24 protein-coding genes are annotated in these 22,169 nt (G+C 49.9%); 11 read left to right on the top strand and 13 right to left on the bottom strand.

The genetic code is table 11. From position 1 onward, the window contains the following. Positions 1-5 precede the first annotated feature (5 nt). Together EXY25_RS07575 and EXY25_RS07570 are read left to right on the top strand one after the other, a co-directional pair. On the top strand, positions 6-2,219 hold the full coding sequence (locus EXY25_RS07575) for a GGDEF domain-containing protein (RefSeq protein ID WP_130566308.1): 2,214 nt from the start codon (positions 6-8) through the stop codon (positions 2,217-2,219). Next, positions 2,209-3,021: a TIGR03899 family protein gene (locus tag EXY25_RS07570; protein ID WP_130566307.1), complete on the top strand. Its 813-nt coding sequence runs from the start codon at positions 2,209-2,211 to the stop codon at positions 3,019-3,021. Before EXY25_RS07575 ends, EXY25_RS07570 begins: the two co-directional genes overlap by 11 nt. A gap of 9 nt (positions 3,022-3,030) precedes the next feature. On the opposite strand, the gene cobA is transcribed toward EXY25_RS07570, so the two are convergent. The 7 genes from cobA to EXY25_RS07535 form a co-directional block, all read right to left on the bottom strand. After that, positions 3,031-3,843, bottom strand: coding sequence for a uroporphyrinogen-III C-methyltransferase (gene cobA, locus EXY25_RS07565; RefSeq protein WP_130566306.1), 813 nt, complete (start codon positions 3,841-3,843; stop codon positions 3,031-3,033). Between the two features lie 65 nt (positions 3,844-3,908). Next, complete coding sequence (locus EXY25_RS07560; RefSeq protein ID WP_130566305.1) at positions 3,909-4,658, bottom strand: phosphoadenylyl-sulfate reductase; 750 nt, start codon at positions 4,656-4,658, stop codon at positions 3,909-3,911. Next, positions 4,645-6,357 carry an assimilatory sulfite reductase (NADPH) hemoprotein subunit gene (cysI, locus tag EXY25_RS07555; protein WP_130566304.1) on the bottom strand — a complete coding sequence of 571 codons (1,713 nt, stop codon included), beginning with the start codon at positions 6,355-6,357 and terminating at the stop codon, positions 4,645-4,647. The genes EXY25_RS07560 and cysI overlap by 14 nt, the downstream gene beginning before the upstream one ends. Beyond that, positions 6,357-8,171, bottom strand: coding sequence for an assimilatory sulfite reductase (NADPH) flavoprotein subunit (locus tag EXY25_RS07550; RefSeq protein ID WP_130566303.1), 1,815 nt, complete (start codon positions 8,169-8,171; stop codon positions 6,357-6,359). The genes cysI and EXY25_RS07550 overlap by 1 nt, the downstream gene beginning before the upstream one ends. 217 nt (positions 8,172-8,388) lie before the next feature. Continuing rightward, entirely contained in the window at positions 8,389-9,168 is a 780-nt protein-coding gene (locus EXY25_RS07545; RefSeq protein WP_114337018.1) for a TIGR04219 family outer membrane beta-barrel protein, read from the bottom strand. Between the two features lie 9 nt (positions 9,169-9,177). Further along, positions 9,178-10,164 carry a DUF2333 family protein gene (locus EXY25_RS07540; protein WP_130566302.1) on the bottom strand — a complete coding sequence of 329 codons (987 nt, stop codon included), beginning with the start codon at positions 10,162-10,164 and terminating at the stop codon, positions 9,178-9,180. 14 nt (positions 10,165-10,178) lie between these two features. Continuing rightward, positions 10,179-10,637, bottom strand: coding sequence for a copper chaperone PCu(A)C (locus EXY25_RS07535; RefSeq protein WP_130566301.1), 459 nt, complete (start codon positions 10,635-10,637; stop codon positions 10,179-10,181). Positions 10,638-10,720: 83 nt separating this feature from the next. Here EXY25_RS07535 and EXY25_RS07530 point away from each other — a divergent pair, with 83 nt between their 5' ends. Continuing rightward, on the top strand, positions 10,721-11,476 hold the full coding sequence (locus EXY25_RS07530; protein ID WP_130566300.1) for an enoyl-CoA hydratase-related protein: 756 nt from the start codon (positions 10,721-10,723) through the stop codon (positions 11,474-11,476). On the opposite strand, the gene EXY25_RS07525 is transcribed toward EXY25_RS07530, so the two are convergent. From EXY25_RS07525 to dusA, 4 genes are all read right to left on the bottom strand, one after another. Beyond that, the gene (locus EXY25_RS07525) at positions 11,442-11,648 is read right to left on the bottom strand and encodes a PspC domain-containing protein (protein ID WP_130566299.1); all 207 of its coding nucleotides are present in this window, start codon (positions 11,646-11,648) and stop codon (positions 11,442-11,444) included. The genes EXY25_RS07530 and EXY25_RS07525 overlap by 35 nt on opposite strands. A 127-nt stretch (positions 11,649-11,775) precedes the next feature. Then, positions 11,776-12,027, bottom strand: coding sequence for a hypothetical protein (locus EXY25_RS07520; protein WP_130566298.1), 252 nt, complete (start codon positions 12,025-12,027; stop codon positions 11,776-11,778). A 627-nt stretch (positions 12,028-12,654) separates the two neighbouring features. Continuing rightward, positions 12,655-12,942, bottom strand: coding sequence for a hypothetical protein (locus tag EXY25_RS07515; protein WP_114337012.1), 288 nt, complete (start codon positions 12,940-12,942; stop codon positions 12,655-12,657). Positions 12,943-13,174: 232 nt separating this feature from the next. Beyond that, a complete protein-coding gene (dusA, locus tag EXY25_RS07510; RefSeq protein WP_281275300.1) occupies positions 13,175-14,161 on the bottom strand; it encodes a tRNA dihydrouridine(20/20a) synthase DusA in 987 nt (328 codons plus the stop codon). Between the two features lie 246 nt (positions 14,162-14,407). On the opposite strand from dusA, the gene EXY25_RS07505 reads away from it, so the two are divergent. The 6 genes from EXY25_RS07505 to EXY25_RS07480 all read left to right on the top strand — a co-directional run bounded on the left by EXY25_RS07505 (position 14,408) and on the right by EXY25_RS07480 (position 18,868). Beyond that, positions 14,408-14,791: a DUF3718 domain-containing protein gene (locus tag EXY25_RS07505; protein ID WP_130566296.1), complete on the top strand. Its 384-nt coding sequence runs from the start codon at positions 14,408-14,410 to the stop codon at positions 14,789-14,791. A gap of 235 nt (positions 14,792-15,026) precedes the next feature. After that, positions 15,027-15,491 (top strand): chemotaxis protein CheX, encoded by a 465-nt coding sequence (locus tag EXY25_RS07500; RefSeq protein WP_114337009.1) that lies wholly within the window; start codon positions 15,027-15,029, stop codon positions 15,489-15,491. Positions 15,492-15,493: 2 nt separating this feature from the next. Continuing rightward, positions 15,494-15,916, top strand: a complete 423-nt coding sequence (locus tag EXY25_RS07495; protein ID WP_114337008.1) for a secondary thiamine-phosphate synthase enzyme YjbQ — start codon at positions 15,494-15,496, stop codon at positions 15,914-15,916. A 69-nt stretch (positions 15,917-15,985) separates the two neighbouring features. Next, the gene (locus tag EXY25_RS07490) at positions 15,986-16,753 is read left to right on the top strand and encodes a type 1 glutamine amidotransferase (RefSeq protein WP_130566295.1); all 768 of its coding nucleotides are present in this window, start codon (positions 15,986-15,988) and stop codon (positions 16,751-16,753) included. Then, positions 16,753-17,730 carry a M61 family metallopeptidase gene (locus tag EXY25_RS07485; protein ID WP_130566294.1) on the top strand — a complete coding sequence of 326 codons (978 nt, stop codon included), beginning with the start codon at positions 16,753-16,755 and terminating at the stop codon, positions 17,728-17,730. The genes EXY25_RS07490 and EXY25_RS07485 overlap by 1 nt, the downstream gene beginning before the upstream one ends. Before the next feature lie 103 nt (positions 17,731-17,833). Continuing rightward, the gene (locus EXY25_RS07480) at positions 17,834-18,868 is read left to right on the top strand and encodes an acyltransferase family protein (RefSeq protein ID WP_130566293.1); all 1,035 of its coding nucleotides are present in this window, start codon (positions 17,834-17,836) and stop codon (positions 18,866-18,868) included. Between the two features lie 53 nt (positions 18,869-18,921). On the opposite strand, the gene EXY25_RS07475 is transcribed toward EXY25_RS07480, so the two are convergent. Then, positions 18,922-19,272, bottom strand: a complete 351-nt coding sequence (locus tag EXY25_RS07475) for a putative quinol monooxygenase (protein WP_114337004.1) — start codon at positions 19,270-19,272, stop codon at positions 18,922-18,924. A gap of 178 nt (positions 19,273-19,450) precedes the next feature. Here EXY25_RS07475 and EXY25_RS07470 point away from each other — a divergent pair, with 178 nt between their 5' ends. Continuing rightward, a complete protein-coding gene (locus tag EXY25_RS07470; RefSeq protein ID WP_130566292.1) occupies positions 19,451-19,981 on the top strand; it encodes a GNAT family N-acetyltransferase in 531 nt (176 codons plus the stop codon). Then, positions 19,981-20,217, top strand: a complete 237-nt coding sequence (locus EXY25_RS07465; protein WP_130566291.1) for a DUF2164 domain-containing protein — start codon at positions 19,981-19,983, stop codon at positions 20,215-20,217. The genes EXY25_RS07470 and EXY25_RS07465 overlap by 1 nt, the downstream gene beginning before the upstream one ends. Positions 20,218-20,385: 168 nt before the next feature. Here the strand turns inward: EXY25_RS07465 and sstT are convergent, their stop codons facing one another. Beyond that, on the bottom strand, positions 20,386-21,606 hold the full coding sequence (gene sstT / locus EXY25_RS07460; RefSeq protein ID WP_130566290.1) for a serine/threonine transporter SstT: 1,221 nt from the start codon (positions 21,604-21,606) through the stop codon (positions 20,386-20,388). Positions 21,607-22,169 lie beyond the last annotated feature (563 nt).

Here is a 22,169-nt window from a genome sequence, read left to right as displayed (position 1 = left end):
AAACCGTGGCGTTTAAAGTTCGTAGTTTACTGGCGTTGGTGATTGTATTGGTGGCCATAGTGCCATCAATCACTATCTCCTTGTTGCTACTCGATGAGCAGTACAAAGCGAACGATGCCTCGATGCAGCGCAGCCTTAATCGTGCTCTAGACAACACCATCCAGGATCTGGATTTCAAATTTTCCATCTTTTCCACTAACTTCAAGCTATTTTCCCGCGAGCGCTACCTGATCCAAGCATTAGATAGCTTTCTCTTCAGCAGTCACGCATTCACGTCGATGAAGGATTTTGTCGAACAAACCACCTTGGTCAGCTCTATCTACTTGCTTGATACTGACCTGCAGATAGTTGAAGAGTATCAGGGATCAATTATCGGTCTGGAAGAGAGTGAACTGCTGACGCGGATGCAAGCCGCCATCGACGAAGATGATGTCAAAGATGGACGGCAACTGCTGTTTCAATTCAAAGATCAGAGAATGACCAGCGGTGCAGAAGGCGAACAAAAGCTAAGTGATTACGGTGTTGCCGTGCTGATGCCACTCTACCTGCATGTACTGCAGGAGGGTGTCAGCAGGGAGGCAGAAGGTTATATTCTGGCTGTACTGCCATTTGATGCTGTTTACAAAGTGATCAGTGCCCACTTACAGGAGGGGGAAGCGGTCGAAATCGTGCAGGGACAGGTTCCTATTGCCGCACATCCCAACGCGAAAAAGCTCCGGCAGGAGCTGGATCACCAAATGGCGATTAAAAGCCTGAAAATAGGTGCCAACGTAACGGAAAACACACTGGAATACGCCATATTCCTGCACGTACGTAAGTCAGCCCGTATGGCAGAGATGGCGCAAGCACAACAAACACTGAGCAGTAGCATCATCATCGCCATTATTCTCGCCATGGTGATCGCTTTTCTTCTCGCCCGCTTGATCGGACAACCTTTCAAAATCCTTTCATCGGTGCTGGAACAATACAAAGCAGGTAACTACATTGCCCCTACACTAAGGTTCAAATTTTTGGAATTTGAACAGGTGAGACAGCTGATTGCAGGGATGGGAGATACGATTACCCGCCAACTGACAAGCCTGAAGGATAAGAACAGAGAACTGCAGCATCTCAGTGAGTTGAAGGATGATTATCTAAGCAAACTGACAGCACTCAATGAGCAATTGGAACAACGGGTAGACGAAAAGACTGCCGAGCTGCGTAACTCGCTGAGTCGTGAAGAACTTAGCCGGCAGTTTATGCAGAGCCTGCTTAAGCTGTCGATTGAGCTGCAACAGTGTGAAAACAATGTCGCGGTGATTGAATTGAGCTTGCAGTTGATGTCAGACCTGTTCCCCAACGTCAAACTGGCGCTCTACTTTGCCCCCAGTCGCTATCAACCAGCCCATTTCAGCAGCGAGGGGATGACACTGACGGTGCAGACGCAGCTTCGCGATGAGCTGGAGACATATAGTGATAATAGACTCGCCCAGTTGCCAAAAACCATCAACTTACATGACGCTCATTGTTACCTGTTCCATCTCGGTTCGGTGAGCAATCAGTTTTTAGGGGCTCTGGTAGTACAAAGCGACACGCTGGAGAACGAGCAACAAAACAACTTCCGTCTGTTTGTTAAACAGATCAGTGCCATTGTCGAAACGCGCCTATTGACCGAAGAGCTGGGCGTCATCGCCAGAACAGATGAGCTGACAGGGCTACCCAACAGGAAAGCCTTTGAAGAGGCATTTGATAACTACGCCAGTATTTTTGAGCGGTACTCAGACCGCCACTTCGGCCTGTTTGTGGTTGATGCCAACGGGCTCAAACTTGCCAATGATAAGTATGGTCACCAGGCAGGTGATTCCTTACTCAAAGCCTTAGCCGCCTTGCTGTCTAAGATTTGCCGTAAAAGCGACAGTGTCTATCGACTTGGTGGCGATGAGTTCGCACTGTTGGTACAGAAAGGCACCCTAGAAGGGTGCCAGTTGCTTACGGATCGCTTGGTGCAAGAGCAAGGACGACACTCTGTCACACTCACACTGGATGGCGATAAGATCGAGTACCTCATCTCATTCAGTACAGGTTTCGCCTCAACAGAAGAGTACCCACCCAATCGTCTGTTTAAACTGGCCGATGAGCGGATGTATGACCAGAAACAGACCCATTACAAAATGCAACGGTTAGGTAAAACCTCCAACGCCGCATCAGACAGCGAAATCGATCCGAAGAATGAGCGATAAGTCAGGTCATCAGCGCACCACCGAGCCGCCCAGTGTTCGCGCACTGACACAAAAGTCGTTAGCCAAATTGGGCGTCATGACTGGCGACACACTTGAACAGCGAACTCTTGGCGAGCGCACCCGCTACCGAGAGCAACTGCTACAACAACAAAAGCAAAAAAATATTGAACAGGTCGTGGCGATTGCGCTGCAACACAGTTCCGACTCGGACGCTGGCACTGTCCTGGATCCAGATTGGCTGCAACATTTTGTCGAACTCGCCGAAGCGACACTCAACCCGCAAATGCAGCAGTTATGGGGAAAAATTTTGGCTGAAGAGGGGCGTAGCCCCGGCAGTTTTTCGCTGAAAGCCTTAGACACATTGCGCAGTATGACGATAAAAGAAGCCCACTACTTTCAACGCTTGTGTGCACTGCGTGCCAGCTGGGGAAGCGGCGGTCGAAGGATATTGCTGGGATGGATCGACCACCAACATTGGTGGCAAGTGATCAAAGGGGAAGTGGCGAAAACAGTCTCTTTAGGTGCCCATGGTATCAGCTACTCAGCGCAGCTGGCGTTAGCCGATATCGGCCTGCTTTATCCAACCGAGCTGGAATCTGGAGAGCTAAGCGCTGAGCCATTGGCACTCAATATTAACGGCCAGCGTTTTATTATCACGCCTAAGCGCAATGGACTGAAGCTGGTCTATCTTCGCTTTTCTCCGGTTGGCGACGAACTAAGCCAGCTGCTACCGGAGAACGGACGCCAAAGCTATCTTGATGCGCTGCATAAATTACTTTCTGAAGCGTTCGAAATTAAGTAATTCAGAAAGTTACTTCTCAGAAAACCAAGCCAACTTATCAGCCAATGCCACCACTTCACCAATAATAATCAGTGCCGGCGAGCCCACCTCTGCATCTGCGACAATCTCAGCCAACTGGTTTAGCTGACCTTTCACCACCCGCTGCCGTGGGGTTGTTCCTCGCTCAACAATCACGAATGGGGTCGTCTCATCACGGCCATGAGCGATCAACGCCTGTTGGATATCCTGCGAGCGCAGTACCCCCATATAGATAACCAGAGTGTGAGACGACTTGGCCAGGATCTGCCAATCCAACTCCGCACCGCCCTGTTGCCGATGACCCGTAATAAACATCGCAGTCTGCGCATAGTCTCTGTGGGTTAACGGGATACCAGCATAGGCTGCACAACCGGAAGCGGCAGTGATCCCAGGAACCACCTCAAACGGCACCCCTTTTTCGACTAACAGCTCCAGCTCCTCGCCACCCCGACCATAGATAAACGGATCGCCACCTTTCAGTCGTACCACTTTGTCGCCATTTACAGCCCGCTCAGCCATTAGCAGGTTAATCTCGCCCTGCGGCACGCTATGATTTCCCGCGCGCTTGCCCACACACACCTTCTCAACATGGGCGGGCACCAGTGACATGATCTCTTCTGAAACCAGGTAGTCATACATCACAACATCTGCTTGTTGCAGGCGAATGAGTGCTTTGATGGTTAACAATCCTGGATCGCCGGGCCCGGCACCAATCAGCGATACCGGCACAGGCGGCCAAGCCTGAGCCATGTTTTCAGCAAGGTTGGGCGCTAATTGACGCAGTGGGGCCATACGTTCAGTCATTACTTCATACTCCAGAAATAGCAAAGGGCCTATCGGCCCTTCTATTCGTTCAGCATTAGAACAAATTAAATACCGTCACCCATCACATTGGTATCGTGCAGACCACACTCTCGTTTCAGACCAAAGAAGCGAGTTTCCTCTTCCGTCATGCCCGCTTCGAGTGGCCGGCTGGTGTGGTGATCTCCCACTGAGACATAGCCCTGATCCCACAATGGGTGATAATCCAGGCCATTCTCTTGTAAGTAATAGTGAACGTCTTTATTGCTCCAGTCGATGATCGGCAACACCTTAAACCGTGTATCGATCAAATCAACCACTGGCAGTTCTGCACGAGTAGATGACTGACTGCGCCGTAAACCAGAGAACCAGGTGCCAACACCTAAATCACGCATAGCACGCTGCATCGGCTCAACTTTGTTCATCTTGTTGTAACGGTCAATACCCTCAACGCCTTGTTCCCATAATCGACCATGACGCGCTTCCTGCCAGGCCGCACTTTCAGGGCTGCGGTACACTTGCAGATTGAGGTCTAGCTGCTCTGTGAGGCCATCAATAAACTGATAAGTCTCTTTGAACAGATAACCGGTATCCACCAAGATCACGGGAATATCAGGTCGCTGACGTGTCACCATGTGCAACATCACCGCGGCTTGAATACCAAAGCTGGAGGAGAGCACAATCTCCCCAGGCAGGTTTTCCAGCGCCCAGGCAACCCGCTGTTCAGCAGTTTTCTGCTCCAGACTCTGATTCACCTCGGTCAATGCAATGCGCCGCTGCGCGGTCGGCAGCGTTAACAAGCTATCAGGAGTTATCATGGAAATCCCTCGCTGAGTCGATAACCGGACGCACCACACCAGCACGGATAACGAAGTCACCAAAACGCTCGCTACCATCGCGCTCTTTTGACCAGCGGCCAATTAAACTATCCAGTTCTGCTTTAATTTCGGTATCGCTGATGTTTTCGCGGTACATCCGCGGAATACGGGTACCGTTATGGTTACCACCCAGATAGAAGTTGTACTTATTGGGACCTTTACCCACTAAGCCAACTTCCGCCAACATGGCGCGACCACAACCATTCGGGCAACCGGTGACGCGAGTAATAATCGATTCTTCGGCAATACCGTGCTTAGCCAGCATCCCCTCAATATCGGTCACAAACTCCGGCAACATGCGCTCGGCTTCCGCCATCGCCAATGGGCAAGTCGGTAAAGCCACACAAGCCATTGAGCTCTGACGTTGCTCGGAGACGGAGCTGTCCATCAGGCCGTGGCTAACTGCGAGCTGCTCGATCTCAGCTTTTTGCGCTTCAGGTACACCGGCAACCACTAGATTTTGGTTCGCCGTCATACGGAAATCGCCCTGATGGATCGCAGCGATCTTTGCCATGCCTGTTTTCAACGGCTTGTTAGGGAAGTCGAGGATACGGCCGTTTTCAATAAACAGCGTCAAATGCCACTTGCCATCGATCCCTTTGACCCAGCCAAAGCGATCGCCACGTTCAGTGAACTCATACGGGCGGCTCGGCTCAAACTTCACACCAGCACGTTTTTCGACTTCCGCTTTAAACACGTCAACACCAACACGCTCAAGGGTGTACTTAGTTTTCGCATTCTTACGGTTAACCCGGTTACCCAAATCACGTTGCGTCGTGACCACAGCTTCAGCAAACGCCAGCGTGTGCTCCACCGGAATAAAGCCGAAATCATCCGCTTTGCGTGGATAAGTCGCCGTATCACCGTGGGTCATGGCTAAGCCACCACCAACCAACACGTTAAAACCGACCAACTTGCCATTATCAGCGATAGCAACAAAGTTCAGATCATTGGCATGCACATCGATGTCGTTGTGCGGCGGGATCACCACGGTTGTTTTGAACTTACGCGGCAGATAGGTTGACCCCAGGATCGGTTCTTCGGTCGATAAATGCTTTTCACCGTTCAACCAGATCTCTGCGTATGCCTTGGTTCGCGGTAACAGATGTTCTGAGATCTTAGTCGCCCATGCATACGCTTCTGCGTGTAGCTCAGACTCAACCGGATTTGAGGTACACAGTACGTTACGGTTGACGTCACCCGCCGTCGCTATCGAATCGATGCCCATGGCATCCAGCGTTTGATGCATCAGCTTCAGGTTGCGTTTGAGTACACCGTGAAACTGAAACGTCTGCCGCGTGGTCAGGCGAATACTGCCGAACATGGTGTTTTCTTCGGCGAACTTATCGATCCCCAGCCACTGCTGCGGCGTGATCACACCGCCGGGCATACGGGCGCGCAACATCATGGTCTGCAGCGGTTCCAGCTTCTGCTTGGCACGCTCAGCACGGATATCGCGATCATCCTGCTGATACATTCCGTGAAAACGGATCAACTGGAAATTGTCAGAGGTAAACCCACCGGTCAAACCATCGTTAAGATCTTCAGCAATGGTGCCGCGCAGGAAGTTACTCTCACCTTTGATTCGCTCGTTGTCTGCCAATTTGCCAGACACTTTCAATTCATTCAGATCGCTCATTAGTAAACATCCCGTTGATAACGCTTCGCGCGACGTAGCTCGGTAACATAGGCTTCAGCATCTTCCTGGCTCTTTCCACCATGCTCTGCCACTACACTGATTAATGCTTCATGCACATCTTTAGCCATACGACTGGCATCGCCACACACATAGAAATGTGCGCCGCTTTCCAACCACTGATACAGCTCTGCACCCTGTTCACGGATCTTGTCCTGCACATAGATCTTATGCGCTTGATCCCGAGACCAGGCCAGATCCACTTTCGACAACACACCACTCTTTACGTAGCGCTGGATCTCGGTTTGATAGAGGAAATCTTGCGTAAAGGTCGGGTTACCGAACAGCAACCAGTTATCGCCTTCAGCATCAGTTGCTTCCCGTTCCTGAAGAAACGCACGGAACGGCGCGATGCCGGTTCCAGGGCCAACCATAATCACTGGCGTATCACCGTTTTCAGGTAGACGGAAGTGGTCATTGTTTTCAATAAACACTTTTACGTCGCCACCCTCTTCCAAGCGTTCTGCCAAGAAGCCAGAGGCGCCGCCCAAATGCTCAGAACCAAATGCGTCGTAGCGCACGACACCAACCGTCAGATGCACTTCCTCTTCCACCTCTGACTGGCTGGATGCAATAGAATACAAACGCGGTGTAATGCGACGGAGACTGCTTTGCAACTGTTCAGCTGTCAGCTTAGCCGGATGCTCACGCACGACATCAATCACCTGTCGGTCACCGATAAATTCGCGCAACGCAGTAGCATCATCAGCCAACCCTTTCAGTGTCGCGTTGTCAGCCGATTCGGCGTAGCTTTTCACAAAACTAGGCACCAACTGCGTAAGTTCATACTTACTGATCAACGCATCTTTCAAACTGAAAGTTTCGTCGTCCAACTTCACTTCGGTCGTACCATCAAGGCCAAGCAAAGTAAGTAGCTCATCGACTAACGCAACGTCATTCTCAAACCAGATCCCCAGCGAATCACCGGGACGATAGGCCAAGCCGGAGCCTTCCAGATCGATCTCGACGTGACGGATATCTTTAATAGAATCACGACCTGTGATCTTCTGGTTCGCCAACAAGTTGGCCGTAAATGGATGCTTTTTGTCATATTGACTTGCGGTGGCAGACACGGCGGTATTCGCCGACACGCCCGCCTGAACCGGTGCATGCACTGCACTCAACTCTTTCGCCAGCACGTCAACCAGCTCATTCCGCCAAGTCTCAGCTGCAGCCTCAAAATCAACATCGCAGTCTACGCGGTCAAGTAAGCGAGAGCCGCCTTGCTTGGCGATGCGCTCGTCAAAATCTTTACCTGTCTGGCAATAGAACTCGTAGCTGGAGTCGCCCAGCGCCAAAACAGAAAACTTCAAGCCATCCAGTTTCGGAGCACGTTTAGAGCCTAACAACGCGTGCAGCTCTTCCGCTTCATCCGGTGGATCGCCTTCGCCATGGGTACTCACCACGATGGCCAGGTGGGTCTCTTTCTTCAGCTGTTTCACTGGGAAGTCAGCCATGGAGACCAATTTTGTAGGTAACCCCTTGGCTTCGGCTTGCGCCTGCAGCTGACTCGCCACTGCTTTGCCGTTACCACTTTGGGTGCCATAAAGAATGGTGAGAGCGCCGCCGGCAGCAGGCGCATCAGCAGTGACCGCAGTGCCTGCGGTTGCTTGCACGCCGCCCGCATTAGCTAAGCCAGCCAAGTAGCCACTGACCCAGGTCAGTTGTGCCGGATTGAAGTCGCCTACCGCTTGTTGCAGGCGTTGCTGTTGCTCAGTACTGAGCAGTGCAGAAAGCAAATTATCCTTAGAAGCCATCGCTGGTATTTTTCCCAAAATAACAATTGGGCATAGCTTAAGCAGTCACAACGATAACTCGAAATAATAAAAACAGATTTTTTATAACCAAATGTAATAACAAATCGATTTTTAACACATTGGGGTTCTAAGCAGCTCAGGCGGCTTATCTGTAGGAAGGAAGGGCAACAAACAAAAACGGCACCAACAAAGGTGCCGTTCGCAATATCAACTCACTTTAGAAGTGCGCTTGCACACCAATAAAGCCGCCATCAAAATCGACATCAGCATAAATGTCGCTAAGGTCGTCGACGTTAAAGTGCAGTTTGCGGTAACCCAGTTGGATTTCAGCATCTATCGCCGGATTATCGAGAAACTTCCAGCTCACTCCGCCTTGCACGTCATACAGGTAGTTAGAGTCGTAGCCGATCCAGTTGGCTTCACCAAACAGCCCCAGCCCAGTAAAGGGGAATCCGACACCGCCAGCGCCATACAACATCGGGATCACGCCGTTGTATTTTTCACTGGTTGAAGTGGATACCGTCCCGCCAGCACCATCATCAATCTCGCCAGTCACTGCAACCTTGTAATCACCGTATTTGAGGTTTAACCCCAGATCCAGCCATACAGTATCGTTGTCGAGGATCTCGTAGTACATGATGATATCGAGATGATCCAGATCCAGATCGGTGGTCGCTAAACCATTGTAGGTTTCACCGCCAAACTCAAAATCAGTCACATCGGCTTCACCATCAGTGTCTAGCTGATTGTACCGAAGTTTCAGATTTGGCAACAAAGGTACCGGGTGCTCCAGCGCCAGCCAAACCGCGCCCTTGTCGTCATCGGAGAGATTGAAATCTTCCATCGTTGTATCTGAACCAACGGAGCCATCCGCACTCATATGCCAATACTGCGCACCGACATAGAGCCCGGCAATGGTGTCTGCCATCGCTGCCGGCGCAGCAATCAGTGCCCCGCCAGTCAAAAGTGTTGCGAAAATTTTATTATATCTGTGCATTGGTTGTGCCTACCCCTGCGAAAGCAGTCTGTTTAAGTCAATCACGGCGGCATTTGCGCGGGAAATATAGTTCGCCATCACTAAAGAATGGTTAGCTACCACGCCAAATCCGCCGCCATTGAGGATAATAGGGCTCCAGACGGTCTCTTGGGTACCCTCTAGTTCACGAATTATCTGTTTTAGGCTCACGGTTGCGTTCTTTTTCGCCAAAACGTCGGCGAAATCAACTTCTGCGGCATGTAAAAACTGCAGCAATGCCCAACAAGCTCCACGAGACTCATAGAACACATCATCAATTTTCCACCAACTGGTCTTGATCTGTTGGTAGTCAGGGATCGCTGTCGCACTCTTGGCATCAGGTTGGCCAGCAAGATCAATATTTAACCGTTCCCGTCCGACAGATGCTGAAAGCTGTTGTGACATGCTACCTAGACGTTTCTGCACCTCCTGTAACCACGCCTGCAGATTATCTGCCCGGGTATAGAACTGGGCACTGTAGTCGGCTGGATCGGCCAAACGACTACGGTAGCGATAAAGTGCTTCTATCCCTTTACGATACTCACCCTCGGCGCTGGGGAAGGCCCAACGGGTATGGTCAGTATTAAACTGCGGCTGAGCCACGGTCAGGTCCTGATCTTCCTGAGACTGAGTCTGTGAGCGACTGAAGTCACGACGCATCACCAATGCCAAGTCTCGGATCTGCTCCAGTACACCAAACTCCCAAGCAGGCATATTATCCATCAACACAGAGGGAGGCATCACATCATTGGCCAGATAGCCACCACTCTTGTCGAGCATGGTTTCACTGACAGCAATCAGAGCTGTCGTCGTGGTATAGCCAACCACAGGCTTTTCTGCAGCAGCCTCGGCATCGATGGTCACCCGCTCGGAGAGATCAATACTCCCCGGCTCAACGCTCCAATACACCGCAATGGCGTAATTAACGATGAGAAAAATAAAAACTACAGGCCAGATCCAACGCTTAAAACTCGTCATTGGTGAAACTCCCCTCAATGATGCTCATGGTGGTGATGTTGTTCGCGGAGGTCTCTCACCTCGGCCATCACTGTTATTTTTGTATCATCAGCAAATATAAGTGTTATCGGGATCTGCTGGCCCACTTGCGGTGAGTTTTTAATATCAAACAACATGATATGTAACCCCCCCGGTTGCAAAGTTACTTTCGATTTCGCTGGCACTTCAATCGAGTCAACCTGGCGCATCTTCATCACCCCATCTTCACTCAAATGATTGTGCAACTCTGCACGCGCTGCGATCTCTGTTTCCGCCCCCAGCAAAACGACCGATTCGGACATCGGATTCTCGATCACCAGGAATGCGGCGCTGTTCGGAACCCCGGGCGGTAGCGCCCTGATGTACGGCTTAACAATATTTGGCTGTGCTGCCACGGCGAGATTAAAAATCATGCTGCTTAGCACGATAATCACTGAAACAAAGGGTCGTATCACAATTCAGCTCCCTGCAGTTGAGGTTGTCTCATTTTAGCCTAATCTGGTTAGACCACTGTAACCCATTATAGATAAACGTGATCATGTCTAAACATATTACACAACAAGTCACTAAGGGTGTTCTCATCCTGACAATAAATAGGCCTGAAAAACGTAACGCGCTGACTCAGGATATGTATCAGGCGTTAACCGATGGCTTGGAACAAGCCAGCAAACACGATGATGTCAGAGCCGTACTTATCCAGGGAAGCAACAGTTGTTTCACTGCCGGTAATGACTTAAAGGATTTCCAGTCGATCGATCAACCACCAGAGAAGCTGCCCGTGGTACAGTTTCTGCGTTGCCTATTAGATTTTGATAAGCCATTGATTGCGGCTGCCGCTGGCGCAGCGGTAGGCATTGGTACCACGTTACTGCTGCATTGCGATCTGGTTTATGCTGGGGAAGATACGCGCTTTCAATTACCCTTTACCCATCTTGGCTTGGTACCCGAAGCAGGTTCCAGTTTGCTGTTACCACAATTAGTTGGCTACCCTCGTGCTGCAGAACTGCTCCTGTTAGGCGACGCGTTCGATGCCAAAACCGCCAAACAGATGGGTATGATCAATCAGGTTCTGACGAGCAAAGAGCTGCTCCCTTTTGCCAAGCAACAAGCACAGCGAATTGCCGCTCTTCCCACTGAAGCCATTGACGCCAGCCGTAAGCTGCTCCGCCAGCCCCGTCGTAAAGCGCTGCGCCGTACACTGGAAGCTGAACTCACCTGCTTCTTTAACGCGTTAAGCAGTAAAGAGAGTAAACGAGCGATTAAAGCCGCTTTGAAGCGTGTGAGTGGGGATTAGCCCAACGCATCGCAGCGTACGCAGCAATATAAACGCTCCCTGCCAAAAGTGGATTGGCGGCAAACAGTAGTACCGCCAGTCCTCGCATCACCCACACCGGACGCTGATATTTATCAGCCAACGCAGAAAACAGACCAAACACCCAACCATCATTTTGCTTAACCATCTTCATCAACGACTCCAAATGCAAAGATATCCGCTATCTAGATTCACCAGCCTGCCAACTGAAACACTACAAGTGTCAGGACAAGTCCCAGCAGCGGCAGCATCATCATTAAAAACAGAGGCAGAAACATGGCTTATTCTCCGCGCGCTAAACTAGCGAGATCTTCTGGCAACAATGAAGCCAGTGACGCCGCTAACGATTCCGCTATCTGCACCTGCAGCTCTGCCACGACCTGCTCGGTTTGAGCGACCACTTGCGCTTCCAGCGATTGCTCAACCACAGGTTGCAGCGCATCGGTGTCGAGCTCATTAGCGCTGACGCTCATACTGCTAACCAATAACGCCGAGCCTACGAAAAGTGTCTTAGTGATGTTTGAAATAGTCATGTCAGTTCCTTTGGTGTTGAGTATCAGTAAAATTCGCTTTGATACTTAATGACTATTCAACCTACGTGCCAACTTCAAAAATTATTTTTTAAACATTTAAAATCAATAGGTTAAATTAAAACCCAATTATTTCCAACGCTCCAGCGACCGGCCGACAACATTGGAAAAAACTAATTATTGGTTAATTTAGCCAACTCTATTTTGACAAAATTATTCACGCTCGCTTTAAAGCGAAGATGGCAAATAGAACACTAAGTTGAAGATGGTTCGACGCAACCGCGACAGAGGCGGCCAACAAGGCGACGAGCGTTAAACAAAGAGTGAGCGCAAGCAAACCAAAGCACACACAGCGAAGCTGCAGTCCTCGCCAAGCCAGAATGCAAAAAGAATACGGTAGGTTTATCTAAGCAACTGAAACACACTCATGATAGGTGGGTGATAAAAGAGGGAGAATAATCAATAAGGGAATGATACTGCGTGAATCGCTCTATTCCGTCGCGGAACAGTCATCATTCACATTCAATCCCTTTAATCTTACGTAGCCTTGCGGCACTGATACTGAGATACGTCATGGTCTGGTATCCATCTGGCTTACATCAACATCTACAAATAGCCACATAGAGAAACCTAGCGACCCGCGATTAGCACAGACTCATCTGGGTTTTGCGCTTCTCGCTCCGCCAAATCAGCTTGGTTCGCAATCGCAATGTCAGCAGGTGCCAACTCAGCCATAGATGCAGCGACAAGTGCAGCCGCTGACTGTTGTAACTCATCACCCAACTCAACAACCACACGCTGGGTTTGTTCGGCAACTTGTACAGCAAGGTAGTCGGTCACATCGTTGCTGGTATCAGCCTGAGCGGAGAAACCAGTAAATACCAGAGTGATAGCGGCGGCAGTGTTAAGTATGTTCATCATCGTCTTCCTGAAAATTGATTAAGTGACGAACTAACTGTTTCAATTGCCGTGCCAGATCAAAGAAATAAAATTATTTCTTTAAATATCAGCATATTGAAGTGAAACATAAAAGCGAGAATAACAAGAGAACAAAAGTGAAATGGTGAAATTAACCAGCGAGATAGTTAATCTCACCATGTAGTTGGTAAATATGAGTAGGTGATCAACTGAGTGCTCTGCTAGTTAAAGGCTAATCACAATTGACCTGTTGTAACGCCGCCTCAACCACTTCAACACCAGAGCCTGGTTTATGAGCATTTTCGCTCAGATAGCGCCGCCAACGACGGGCACCCGGCATTCCCTGAAATATCCCCAGCATATGTCGACTGATATGGTTGAGATAGCCGCCCCCATCCAGATGGGCCTGAATGTAGGGGTACATGGCTTCAACCACCTCACGCCTGGTTCTTGCTGGTGCGCTATCACCGAACAATAGGCGGTCGACCTCTGCCATCATATATGGATTCTGATACGCCTCTCGCCCCACCATTACGCCATCCACATGCTGCAGATGCTGCTGACACTCATCGAGAGTCTTGATACCGCCATTGATGACGATCTCTAACTCAGGATAGTCACGCTTTAGCTGGTAGACCCGTGGATAATCCAGTGGCGGGATCTCGCGATTCTCTTTGGGACTCAACCCCTGTAACCAAGCTTTGCGCGCATGAATGGTAAAGCTATCACAACCGGCACTTTTCACGGTATCAATCAACTGGGTCAGAAATTCATAGCTGTCCTGCTCATCAATACCGATGCGCGTTTTTACCGTGATCGGCAAATCAGACGCTACACGCATCTGTTCCACACATTGGGCGACCAACGCAGGCTCCGCCATCAAGCAGGCACCAAAGCGACCATTTTGCACACGATCCGAGGGGCAGCCGACATTCAGGTTCACCTCATCATAGCCCCGCTCCGCCGCCAGCTTGGCACACTTAGCGAGCGCTTCCGGATCACTCCCCCCCAGCTGCAACGCTATGGGATGCTCAGACTCATTAAATGCCAGAAAATCACCGCGTCCATGCAGGATAGCCCCCGTGGTTACCATCTCGGTGTAAAGCAGCGTGTTATTGCTGATCAAGCGCATAAAGTGGCGACAATGGCGATCGGTCCAATCGAGCATCGGGGCAACGGAGAACTTACGAGAGAATGGCTTACTAAGAGTCACGGGCACTAAAAGATCACAGTTTGGAATAAACCGCCATTGTATCACCCTCCTAACTCAAGACGTAATCAGAGCGAATAAGCGGTACGACCAAGCGCTTCTGACACACCAGCACAGGATGTGGAATCATTAGTTGACGGTCAGAAGTCGCAAAAAGCGGTTATAAAAAGTTCATATCAGCGTCATCAAATTGATCTATGTCATCTATTTGTTAGTGTAAACACTCTAATGAATAGGTGTTATTAGGAAGAACAGATGATTCAGGGTCGTATTTCAGCCATTTTATTAGCCATCACTTGTCTATTTCTCTCCAGTAAGGCGATCGCTCTCGATATCAAGGCAGCCGAGAGCTTGTGTCATGCCATCGCCAAAGATGACGCAGTAAAAGTGAAAAAAACGCTGAGAAAGCAAAGAGTGAAGCTCAAACGCATCTACCAAGATGTGATGTGCAATGGCAGAAGCTTGCTAAAGTTTGCCTTGGAACGCAGTGCAAACGAGGTCGGCCAATACTTGGTGGAGCAACTCCCGGATAAGATGCTCAATGATGCCGGCCCAGATGGTTACATGGTACTAAGTTGGGGAGAGCATAACGGCTATGAAGCCTCACCGATCATTAAGGCGATCCGCCAACGCATCTAAAACCAGCACAACAGGCAGGGGCGCTTTGTGGCAAATCGGCTACAAAGTGTCCTCTCGCCATTATTTTGCTTAGAAATATCTGAAACAAAGCCAACCCAGTGCACATTCTTCCCCGATAAGCCCTTTTCCCGCTATTGCCAAGTTGCGCCAACGCATTTAGCAGATAGAATAAAAGTAATTATCGCCAGCTATTTAGTAGCTTCAGTGAACGCTAAGGAGCAACAAGGCCTCACTTATGAATGTAGAATTTATTAATCCTTTCCTCGAGTCGCTAAATAACGTGCTCGGCACCATGGCATCTCTTGAACTTAAAGCTGGGAAGCCAAGACTTAAAAAAGATGAAAAGGCGCAGGGCGATGTCAGCGGATTAATCGGTATGGTAGGCCCACAAACCAAAGGCTCTCTCTCCATTACCTTTGAGGGCACCCTTGCCTTGGAAATCATGCAGCGGATGTTGGGTGAACGTCCCACCGAAATTAACGAAGAAGTGACCGACATGGTGGGTGAAATTACCAATATGGTCACCGGCGGCGCCAAGAACATTTTGGGTGACAAAGGCTACGACTTCGATATGGCGACTCCTGTCGTGGTTTCAGGCATGGGTCACACCATCAGTCATAAATCCGATGGACCGAAGATCCTGATCCCATTCGGCTCAGAATATGGCAATGCCAATATAGAAATCTGCTTCGACAAGTAACCATGTGGCAGCAAATATTAATTAGATTGAAGCCGCGTTGTCGCGGCTTTCATCTAATCAGCGATGAAGTGATTAGCCAACTACCACAACTGCAACAATATCAAATCGGCTTAGCTCATCTGTTTATTCAGCACACCTCCGCCTCTCTCACCATCAATGAAAATGCCGATCCCACGGTACGCTCCGATATGGAATCCCACTTCAATCATTTCGTACCAGAGCGAGCCAGCTACTATCAGCATACCTATGAAGGGGATGATGATATGCCAGCCCACATCAAGGCGAGCCTGCTGGGTAGTAGTGTTATGCTGCCCATTCGTCAGGGGCATTTAGCAATGGGCACCTGGCAGGGAATCTATTTAGGTGAACATAGGGATCAAGGTGGTAGTCGCAAGATACTGGTCACGTTACAGGGTTCAAAATGATCGCTCTGGGGAGCAAATAGCGTATCTAGAGGTCAGAGCCTCTAATCACCTTTAAACGTTGGAGAGAAAATGCCCCACCGTGTATCCAATAAACCTCGTGAAGCCCTCAGAGTTTTACTATTGCAGATCCGCAACGACAGCGTCACGCGATTAGAGGAACTCACCAGTTTCGCCACGTTTTGTGGCCTGAACGAGGAACAGTTTTCAGTACTTAACGTCTTTGATCAGCCACATTTCGAACCGGAAGTTATCGACAAATTTGACGCCGTGTTAGTTGGCGGCTCATCCGATGCCTCTGTTTTAGAGCCCATCGATTACCCATTTGTACCAGATGCAGTGGCACTGCTACGTTACTGTATCGATATCAAGATGCCCACTTTTTGCAGTTGTTTCGGTCATCAGTTAGCCGTAGTCGCACTCGGTGGTGAAGTGATCAGAGATGAAACAGATTACGAAATGGGCACGATACCCATTAGCCTCACCGCTGCCGCGCAAACCGATCCACTCTTTCACGACACAACGAACCCGTTTTATGCCGTGTCAGTGCATCGAGAAAGAGCGCCCCAGATCCCAGAAAATTGCACACTGCTCGCAGAGACCGCCCCTTGCAGTCATAGTTTCAAGGTTAACAACACGCCGTTCTGGACCACACAATTTCACCCAGAGGTGGATCGTCAGGTGCTTATCGACCGACTCAGTCTCTATGCCCATAAATACACGCAAAACTCGGCTCAACTGCTCGCGGTGTTATCGTCAGCGGTAGAAACCCCTGAATCGAACGCACTACTACGCAAGTTTATCGATCGCGTGGTTTTGGCTGCGCCGGCGGACGCGTAATGAACGACACCGGCAGTGCGAGCGTCATCGGCAGTCGCATCGGCCGATTACTGGCAGTGGCTATAATTGGTTTATCTTTTAGTTTATTCGCCGCAGCAAACAGTCAGCCGATCACGGTACCCGGAGGAGCGCTTTCACTGGCGTTAGATCCGGCATTGAGCCCTAGCCAACAAGAAAAGGTGCGACGCTGGCTACAAGAGACTGCGCTTGTCGTCAGTAAGATCTCCGGCCAATTTCCTATTCCCATCGCTCATATTGAAGTTAAAGTAGCCAGCTATGGTCAAGGCCCCGTACCTTGGGGGCAGATAACCCGTGGCACACCGAATGGCATCACCTTTTATGTCAATCCCGAACAGTCCCTACGGCAATTCCAACAAGACTGGACAGGGGTTCACGAATTCAGCCACCTACTGATCCCCTTCCCTGGTAGCGCAGATATCTGGTTATCTGAAGGGCTGGCCAGTTACTACCAGAACATACTTAGAGGCACTCAAGGCATACTGACCGAAGAGCAAGTTTGGCAAGAGATGCACGCTGGATTCTTACGGGGTCAAAAAGATGCGATCCAGAAAGATAGACCATTAAGAGAACTCAGCGGCAGCATGTGGTCTACCGGCAGTTACAAACGGGTGTATTGGTCTGGCGCCGCCTACTTTCTTCTGGCAGATGTCAGACTGCAAAAGCTGGGCAGCCCGCACTCTATGGCATCAGTAATGGCAGGCTTTCAAGCTTGCTGTCGAATGCTGCCACGAGAGTGGAACGGCCCCGAGATGATCCTGCGCTTTGACCAACTCAGCGAAAGCGATGTGTTCAGTACCCTGTATGGCGAGATCATCGACCAAGCAGTGTTTCCCGATCTCACGGAGGCATATACCTGGTTAGGCTTAGACTTGATGGGGGGCCGCTTGGAGCCAGACTCCGCGACTGAGTTCAAACAGCGGCGATTAAAACTGATCTATCCCCACAGAAACCAGTGAAATCCAATACATTGATGGTGTGGCAATTATCAGCTGTGCTTTAATCTATTCGGTAGGCCTATTCATTCAAGCCAAACAGTTCCAATGAGAGAGAAGTATTTAGATGTTCCTCAATAGCATTAACCAATTTCGCGGCATGGCTATCCTGTTTATCGTATTTGCCCATGTCTATCGCATGGCGGGGTGGCAAACAGACGGGTTTGTCAATGGCACCCTGTTTAACCTGATGATGAACGGCACCGTGTTTTTCGTGTTTATCTCCGGCTTTCTGTTCCATCATGTTTTCCATCATCGCCGCGGCTTCGCTAAGTATTTTGGCAACAAGTGTAAGTTTGTTCTGCTGCCTTACCTGCTGCTATCTCTGCCGTGGATCATATGGCATCTAACCAGTGCTGCCAGCCCACAGTTCCACCTTGAAGCGGGTATCGATAACCCAGCGCTGGCGGCTAGCTGGTATGTGATCACTGGGCGTACACTCACTGCATACTGGTATATCCCCATGGGTATGATGCTGTTTGCTTTGTGTCCGGTATTTAAGTGGCTGACCAATAAAGGCTGGGTCATGTACATGGCGATCCCACTGCTGCTGATTGCCGTTTATGTCCATCGCCCTATTGGCAACCTAAATGCACTGCAATCACTGGTCTATTTTATCCCTATCTACCTGATCGGTATCTGGGTCTCTGCCCACCGTGATATCGCGTTCCCGTGGATGGACAAATATTGGTGGTTACTACTGGTTATCGCCGTGTCATTGGCGATGATCCAAACCTACTTCTTTGAAGCGGGTCCAATGAACAAAGCCCCCTTTGAACCAGGCGCACCTGACTTGATGTTATTGCAAAAATTAGCGCTGGCTCTGATGTTTATGGCGTTGTTCAACAAACTAGGCGATCGCCAAATACCGTTGATGCCGCAATTGGCGGATACCAGTTTTGCCATCTATTTTATCCATCCATGGATCACCACCCCTTGGTGGATGATTTTTGGCGAACCGGATCTGTTCGGTATGCAGGAATACGGTAATTGGTTTACCGCGATTATCATGACCCTAGCCATCACCCTGATTAGCATGCTGATCGCGATGGGGATTAAAAAGCTACTGGATAAACGCAGTCGCTATCTAATTGGCTGGTAATAAGAGAATGATTTCAGCGGCTTTGCTAAAACAGCAAGGCCGCTGCTAACAAACTAAGCAAATACTGGCGCGTCATACCCCTCAGGCTCATCGCTGTAAACACAGACGTTGTAGTCTTCCACTAACCCGGTTTCGGCAACACACTGCGCCTCAAAAAATTCACTGATCTCTTTACGCTGACAGTGCGCTTCAAAACTGGCGCGGTCCCGCCATATTTCTTGAAACGCAATAGGAAAACTGCTTCCCGTGGCAAATGGGTTTTCAATATGGCGAGTCACCAAATACTGAATACAACCATCTTCTCGCTGGGTGTTGGGCTCTAACGCCTGTAGTACCTTAAATAGTTCATTCAACTTGCCAGGTTTAGGTTTAAACAGCGCGATACAGTAGATCTTGCTCGACATAGCGACGACTCTCCATCATCAATAATTAAAACCAATGAGATAAGCTCAAACAGCCCTGATAGTGACTTCGCCAACGTATGCAACAAACAGTTACCAGGGAATAAGCAAAACGCTAGTATGTACCAATAAACGGCCTACTGCCGCTATGATCTCGGATGATTTTTCAAAGGAATGCGTAATGCAACAGCTGCAAGTCAACGAACTCACTCCGTACCTGCAGGACTTAGTCGCACTGTTAATTGACTGTGTGGATGGCGGTGCATCGATTGGCTTTATTCCTCCCCTTGCCCGCGATGAGGCGTTACAGTATTGGCAAGCTGTTGAGCAATCTTTGGCAACGCCTGAACGCGTGATGCTAATCGCCTTAGACGACCAACAGCAGCTACTCGGCACAATACAGCTGTCGATGACTACCAAGCCCAATGGCCACCATCGTGCAGAAGTGGAAAAGCTAATGGTGCATAGCCGTGCCAGAGGGCAAGGCATAGGCAAGGCTTTGATCTTGGCAGCAGAACATCTGGCGGTTAAACATGGCCGCCATCTAATGGTACTCGATACCCGTCTCGGCGATGTCGCTTCAGCGCTGTACCGCCGAGTCGGCTACCAAGAAGCGGGACAGATCCCCGGTTTCGCCCTCAATGGCGAAGGGACTTATGATGCAACCGTGTACTTCTATAAACACTTATCGACCGCTTCTAAGGAGGCCTAATGGCAAAGATCAAGTTGCCTAATGACCAGCGCACCCCACTGCTGGACAAGCTGCAGCGCTATATCGCTGAGGAACTGGATTACGAGTTAGGCCAATTTGAAGCCGAATTCATGCTGGACTTTATCGTCGATAACCTGGGGCCTCATTTCTATAATCAGGGGCTACGGGATGCGCAGGCGGTGGTTGCTGATAGATTGGAATTAGTAACCGAAGCGATTGATGAATTAGAGCAGTAACTGTCTGCAGCAATCGGATTGCCAAGCGCAAAAGTGAGCATACATAGGCATTTATCGCCATCATAAAAACAAACGAAAACTTAATCTCTGATCACTAACGACTGACAATCTCGTCGCAGAAAAAAGCCGCTCAAATAAGCGGCTTCTGATTGACGATGCAAGCAGCTTTTACTGTTTCGGTAACTCGGTTTGTCCACAAGCGGCAGCACTAAACACCACATCAGTTGAGCTATTAAGGGCGGTCTCAGCTGAATCCTGTACCACACCAATAATAAAGCCCACCGCAACCACTTGCATGGCCACATCGTTAGAGATACCGAATAAGCTACAGGCCAATGGGATCAGCAGCAACGACCCTCCAGCCACTCCCGATGCACCACAAGCCGAGACGGCAGCGACAACACTCAGTAACAGCGCTGTTGCGATATCCACTTCAACACCAACAGTATGTACTGCAGCCAGCGTCAACACGGTGATGGTGATCGCCGCACCCGCCATATTGATGGTCGCTCCCAAGGGAATAGAAACTGAATAGGTATCTTCATGGAGCTTAAGACGCTCACACAATGCCAGATTCACCGGCACGTTGGCCGCCGAACTGCGGGTGAAGAAGGCGGTGACGCCACTTTCCCGTAAACAGAGCAACACCAGCGGATAAGGGTTCTTGCGAGTTCTGACAAACACAATCAATGGATTAACCACTAAAGCGATAAACAACATTGAGCCCAACAGCACGGCGAGTAGCTTGCCGTAGCCCGCCAACGCAACAAAGCCGGTTTCAGCGACGGTTTGCGCCACCAAGCCAAAAATACCGATCGGAGCAAAGCGGATCACCATTCTTACGATCAAAGTGACGCTCTCTGATACATCATGGAACATCTGCTTGGTCGATTTAGAGGCCTTATGCAGCGCTAAACCTAACGCCACACCCCAAGCCAGAATGCCGATAAAGTTACCCGTCATCAGCGCATTAACCGGATTGTCCACCACCTTAAACAGCAAGGTATTAAGTACCTCGCCAATGCCGCCCGGCGGTGCCATTGCCGCTTCTGGTGCCGTTAATACCAGCGTCGTGGGGAATAAAAAGCTCATACTGACGGCCACCAGCGCCGACGCCAATGTACCGATCACATAGAGCAGGAGAATCGGGCGCACATGGGTATGTTCACCTTTCTTCTGATTGGCGATAGAGGACGCCACCAAAATAAATACCAGTACAGGAGCCACCGCTTTTAACGCCGAAACAAATAGCGAGCCCAAAAAAGCAATGCTTTTTGCCGTTGACGGTGACACGCTGGCCAACACGACCCCAGCGATAATCCCGATCAGAATCTGCAAAACCAGACTGCCACTAGTCAGTCGCTTAATAAGTGAGGGCTGAGTCGTCATAAACACCTTGCTGCGGCCAACATGTGGCAACGTAAATTTTCAAGGTGCAGGTTTTAGCAACTCTTAACTAACTGTGTCCAGTGTTAAGGAGTACTAACTTGATCTCCATTCAACCAAGAGTGTAAAGCGGGGCTAGGCGTAACAAGCGCATTACAAAAGCTGCACACGAAATAAACCTAGTATAGGAATGGTTCAAGATACCCCTCACCCAATCCTCTCAACTTGGAGAGGGCTTTTTAAAAGCGTTAGAGCTTGAACCGAATGACCACCAGGGATGGCGGGAAATGTCGGAAACGGGTGGCGCAATTCTCGACCCTACGTCCTGCACACAGCGTGCCCGCGCAGCGTTTTGGGTATCGCCGCTCTTGTGCATTAGCACAACCCGCGAAGTGTATTGGGTGCCATGCACCTGCGGCAAAGCTCACCCCGCGTAGCGTAGTGGGTGTACGACCACCAGGGATGGCGGGAATGTCGGAAATGAAGGGAGCAATTTTCGACCGTACATCCTGTACACAGCGTGCCCCGCGCAGCGTTTTGGGTATAAAAAAGGTCTGCATTCTTGC

Origin of the sequence: Corallincola spongiicola (assembly GCF_004284785.1) — a bacterium.
GTDB lineage: Bacteria > Pseudomonadota > Gammaproteobacteria > Enterobacterales > Neiellaceae > Corallincola > Corallincola holothuriorum.
This window is presented reverse-complemented; position numbering and strand designations above follow the sequence as displayed.

Coding starts and splice junctions, on each gene's coding strand:
- EXY25_RS07480 (WP_130566293.1), top strand. CDS start 17,834: ATGTTCCTCAATAGCATTAACCAATTTCGCGGCATGGCTATCCTGTTT.
- cobA (WP_130566306.1), bottom strand. CDS start 3,843: ATGACTGAACGTATGGCCCCACTGCGTCAATTAGCGCCCAACCTTGCT.
- EXY25_RS07515 (WP_114337012.1), bottom strand. CDS start 12,942: ATGAACATACTTAACACTGCCGCCGCTATCACTCTGGTATTTACTGGT.
- EXY25_RS07505 (WP_130566296.1), top strand. CDS start 14,408: ATGATTCAGGGTCGTATTTCAGCCATTTTATTAGCCATCACTTGTCTA.
- EXY25_RS07520 (WP_130566298.1), bottom strand. CDS start 12,027: ATGACTATTTCAAACATCACTAAGACACTTTTCGTAGGCTCGGCGTTA.
- EXY25_RS07570 (WP_130566307.1), top strand. CDS start 2,209: ATGAGCGATAAGTCAGGTCATCAGCGCACCACCGAGCCGCCCAGTGTT.
- EXY25_RS07470 (WP_130566292.1), top strand. CDS start 19,451: ATGCAACAGCTGCAAGTCAACGAACTCACTCCGTACCTGCAGGACTTA.
- EXY25_RS07550 (WP_130566303.1), bottom strand. CDS start 8,171: ATGGCTTCTAAGGATAATTTGCTTTCTGCACTGCTCAGTACTGAGCAA.
- EXY25_RS07545 (WP_114337018.1), bottom strand. CDS start 9,168: ATGCACAGATATAATAAAATTTTCGCAACACTTTTGACTGGCGGGGCA.
- EXY25_RS07540 (WP_130566302.1), bottom strand. CDS start 10,164: ATGACGAGTTTTAAGCGTTGGATCTGGCCTGTAGTTTTTATTTTTCTC.
- EXY25_RS07465 (WP_130566291.1), top strand. CDS start 19,981: ATGGCAAAGATCAAGTTGCCTAATGACCAGCGCACCCCACTGCTGGAC.
- EXY25_RS07485 (WP_130566294.1), top strand. CDS start 16,753: ATGAACGACACCGGCAGTGCGAGCGTCATCGGCAGTCGCATCGGCCGA.
- EXY25_RS07500 (WP_114337009.1), top strand. CDS start 15,027: ATGAATGTAGAATTTATTAATCCTTTCCTCGAGTCGCTAAATAACGTG.
- EXY25_RS07490 (WP_130566295.1), top strand. CDS start 15,986: ATGCCCCACCGTGTATCCAATAAACCTCGTGAAGCCCTCAGAGTTTTA.
- cysI (WP_130566304.1), bottom strand. CDS start 6,357: ATGAGCGATCTGAATGAATTGAAAGTGTCTGGCAAATTGGCAGACAAC.
- EXY25_RS07560 (WP_130566305.1), bottom strand. CDS start 4,658: ATGATAACTCCTGATAGCTTGTTAACGCTGCCGACCGCGCAGCGGCGC.
- EXY25_RS07475 (WP_114337004.1), bottom strand. CDS start 19,272: ATGTCGAGCAAGATCTACTGTATCGCGCTGTTTAAACCTAAACCTGGC.
- EXY25_RS07495 (WP_114337008.1), top strand. CDS start 15,494: ATGTGGCAGCAAATATTAATTAGATTGAAGCCGCGTTGTCGCGGCTTT.
- EXY25_RS07525 (WP_130566299.1), bottom strand. CDS start 11,648: ATGAAGATGGTTAAGCAAAATGATGGTTGGGTGTTTGGTCTGTTTTCT.
- EXY25_RS07530 (WP_130566300.1), top strand. CDS start 10,721: ATGTCTAAACATATTACACAACAAGTCACTAAGGGTGTTCTCATCCTG.
- sstT (WP_130566290.1), bottom strand. CDS start 21,606: ATGACGACTCAGCCCTCACTTATTAAGCGACTGACTAGTGGCAGTCTG.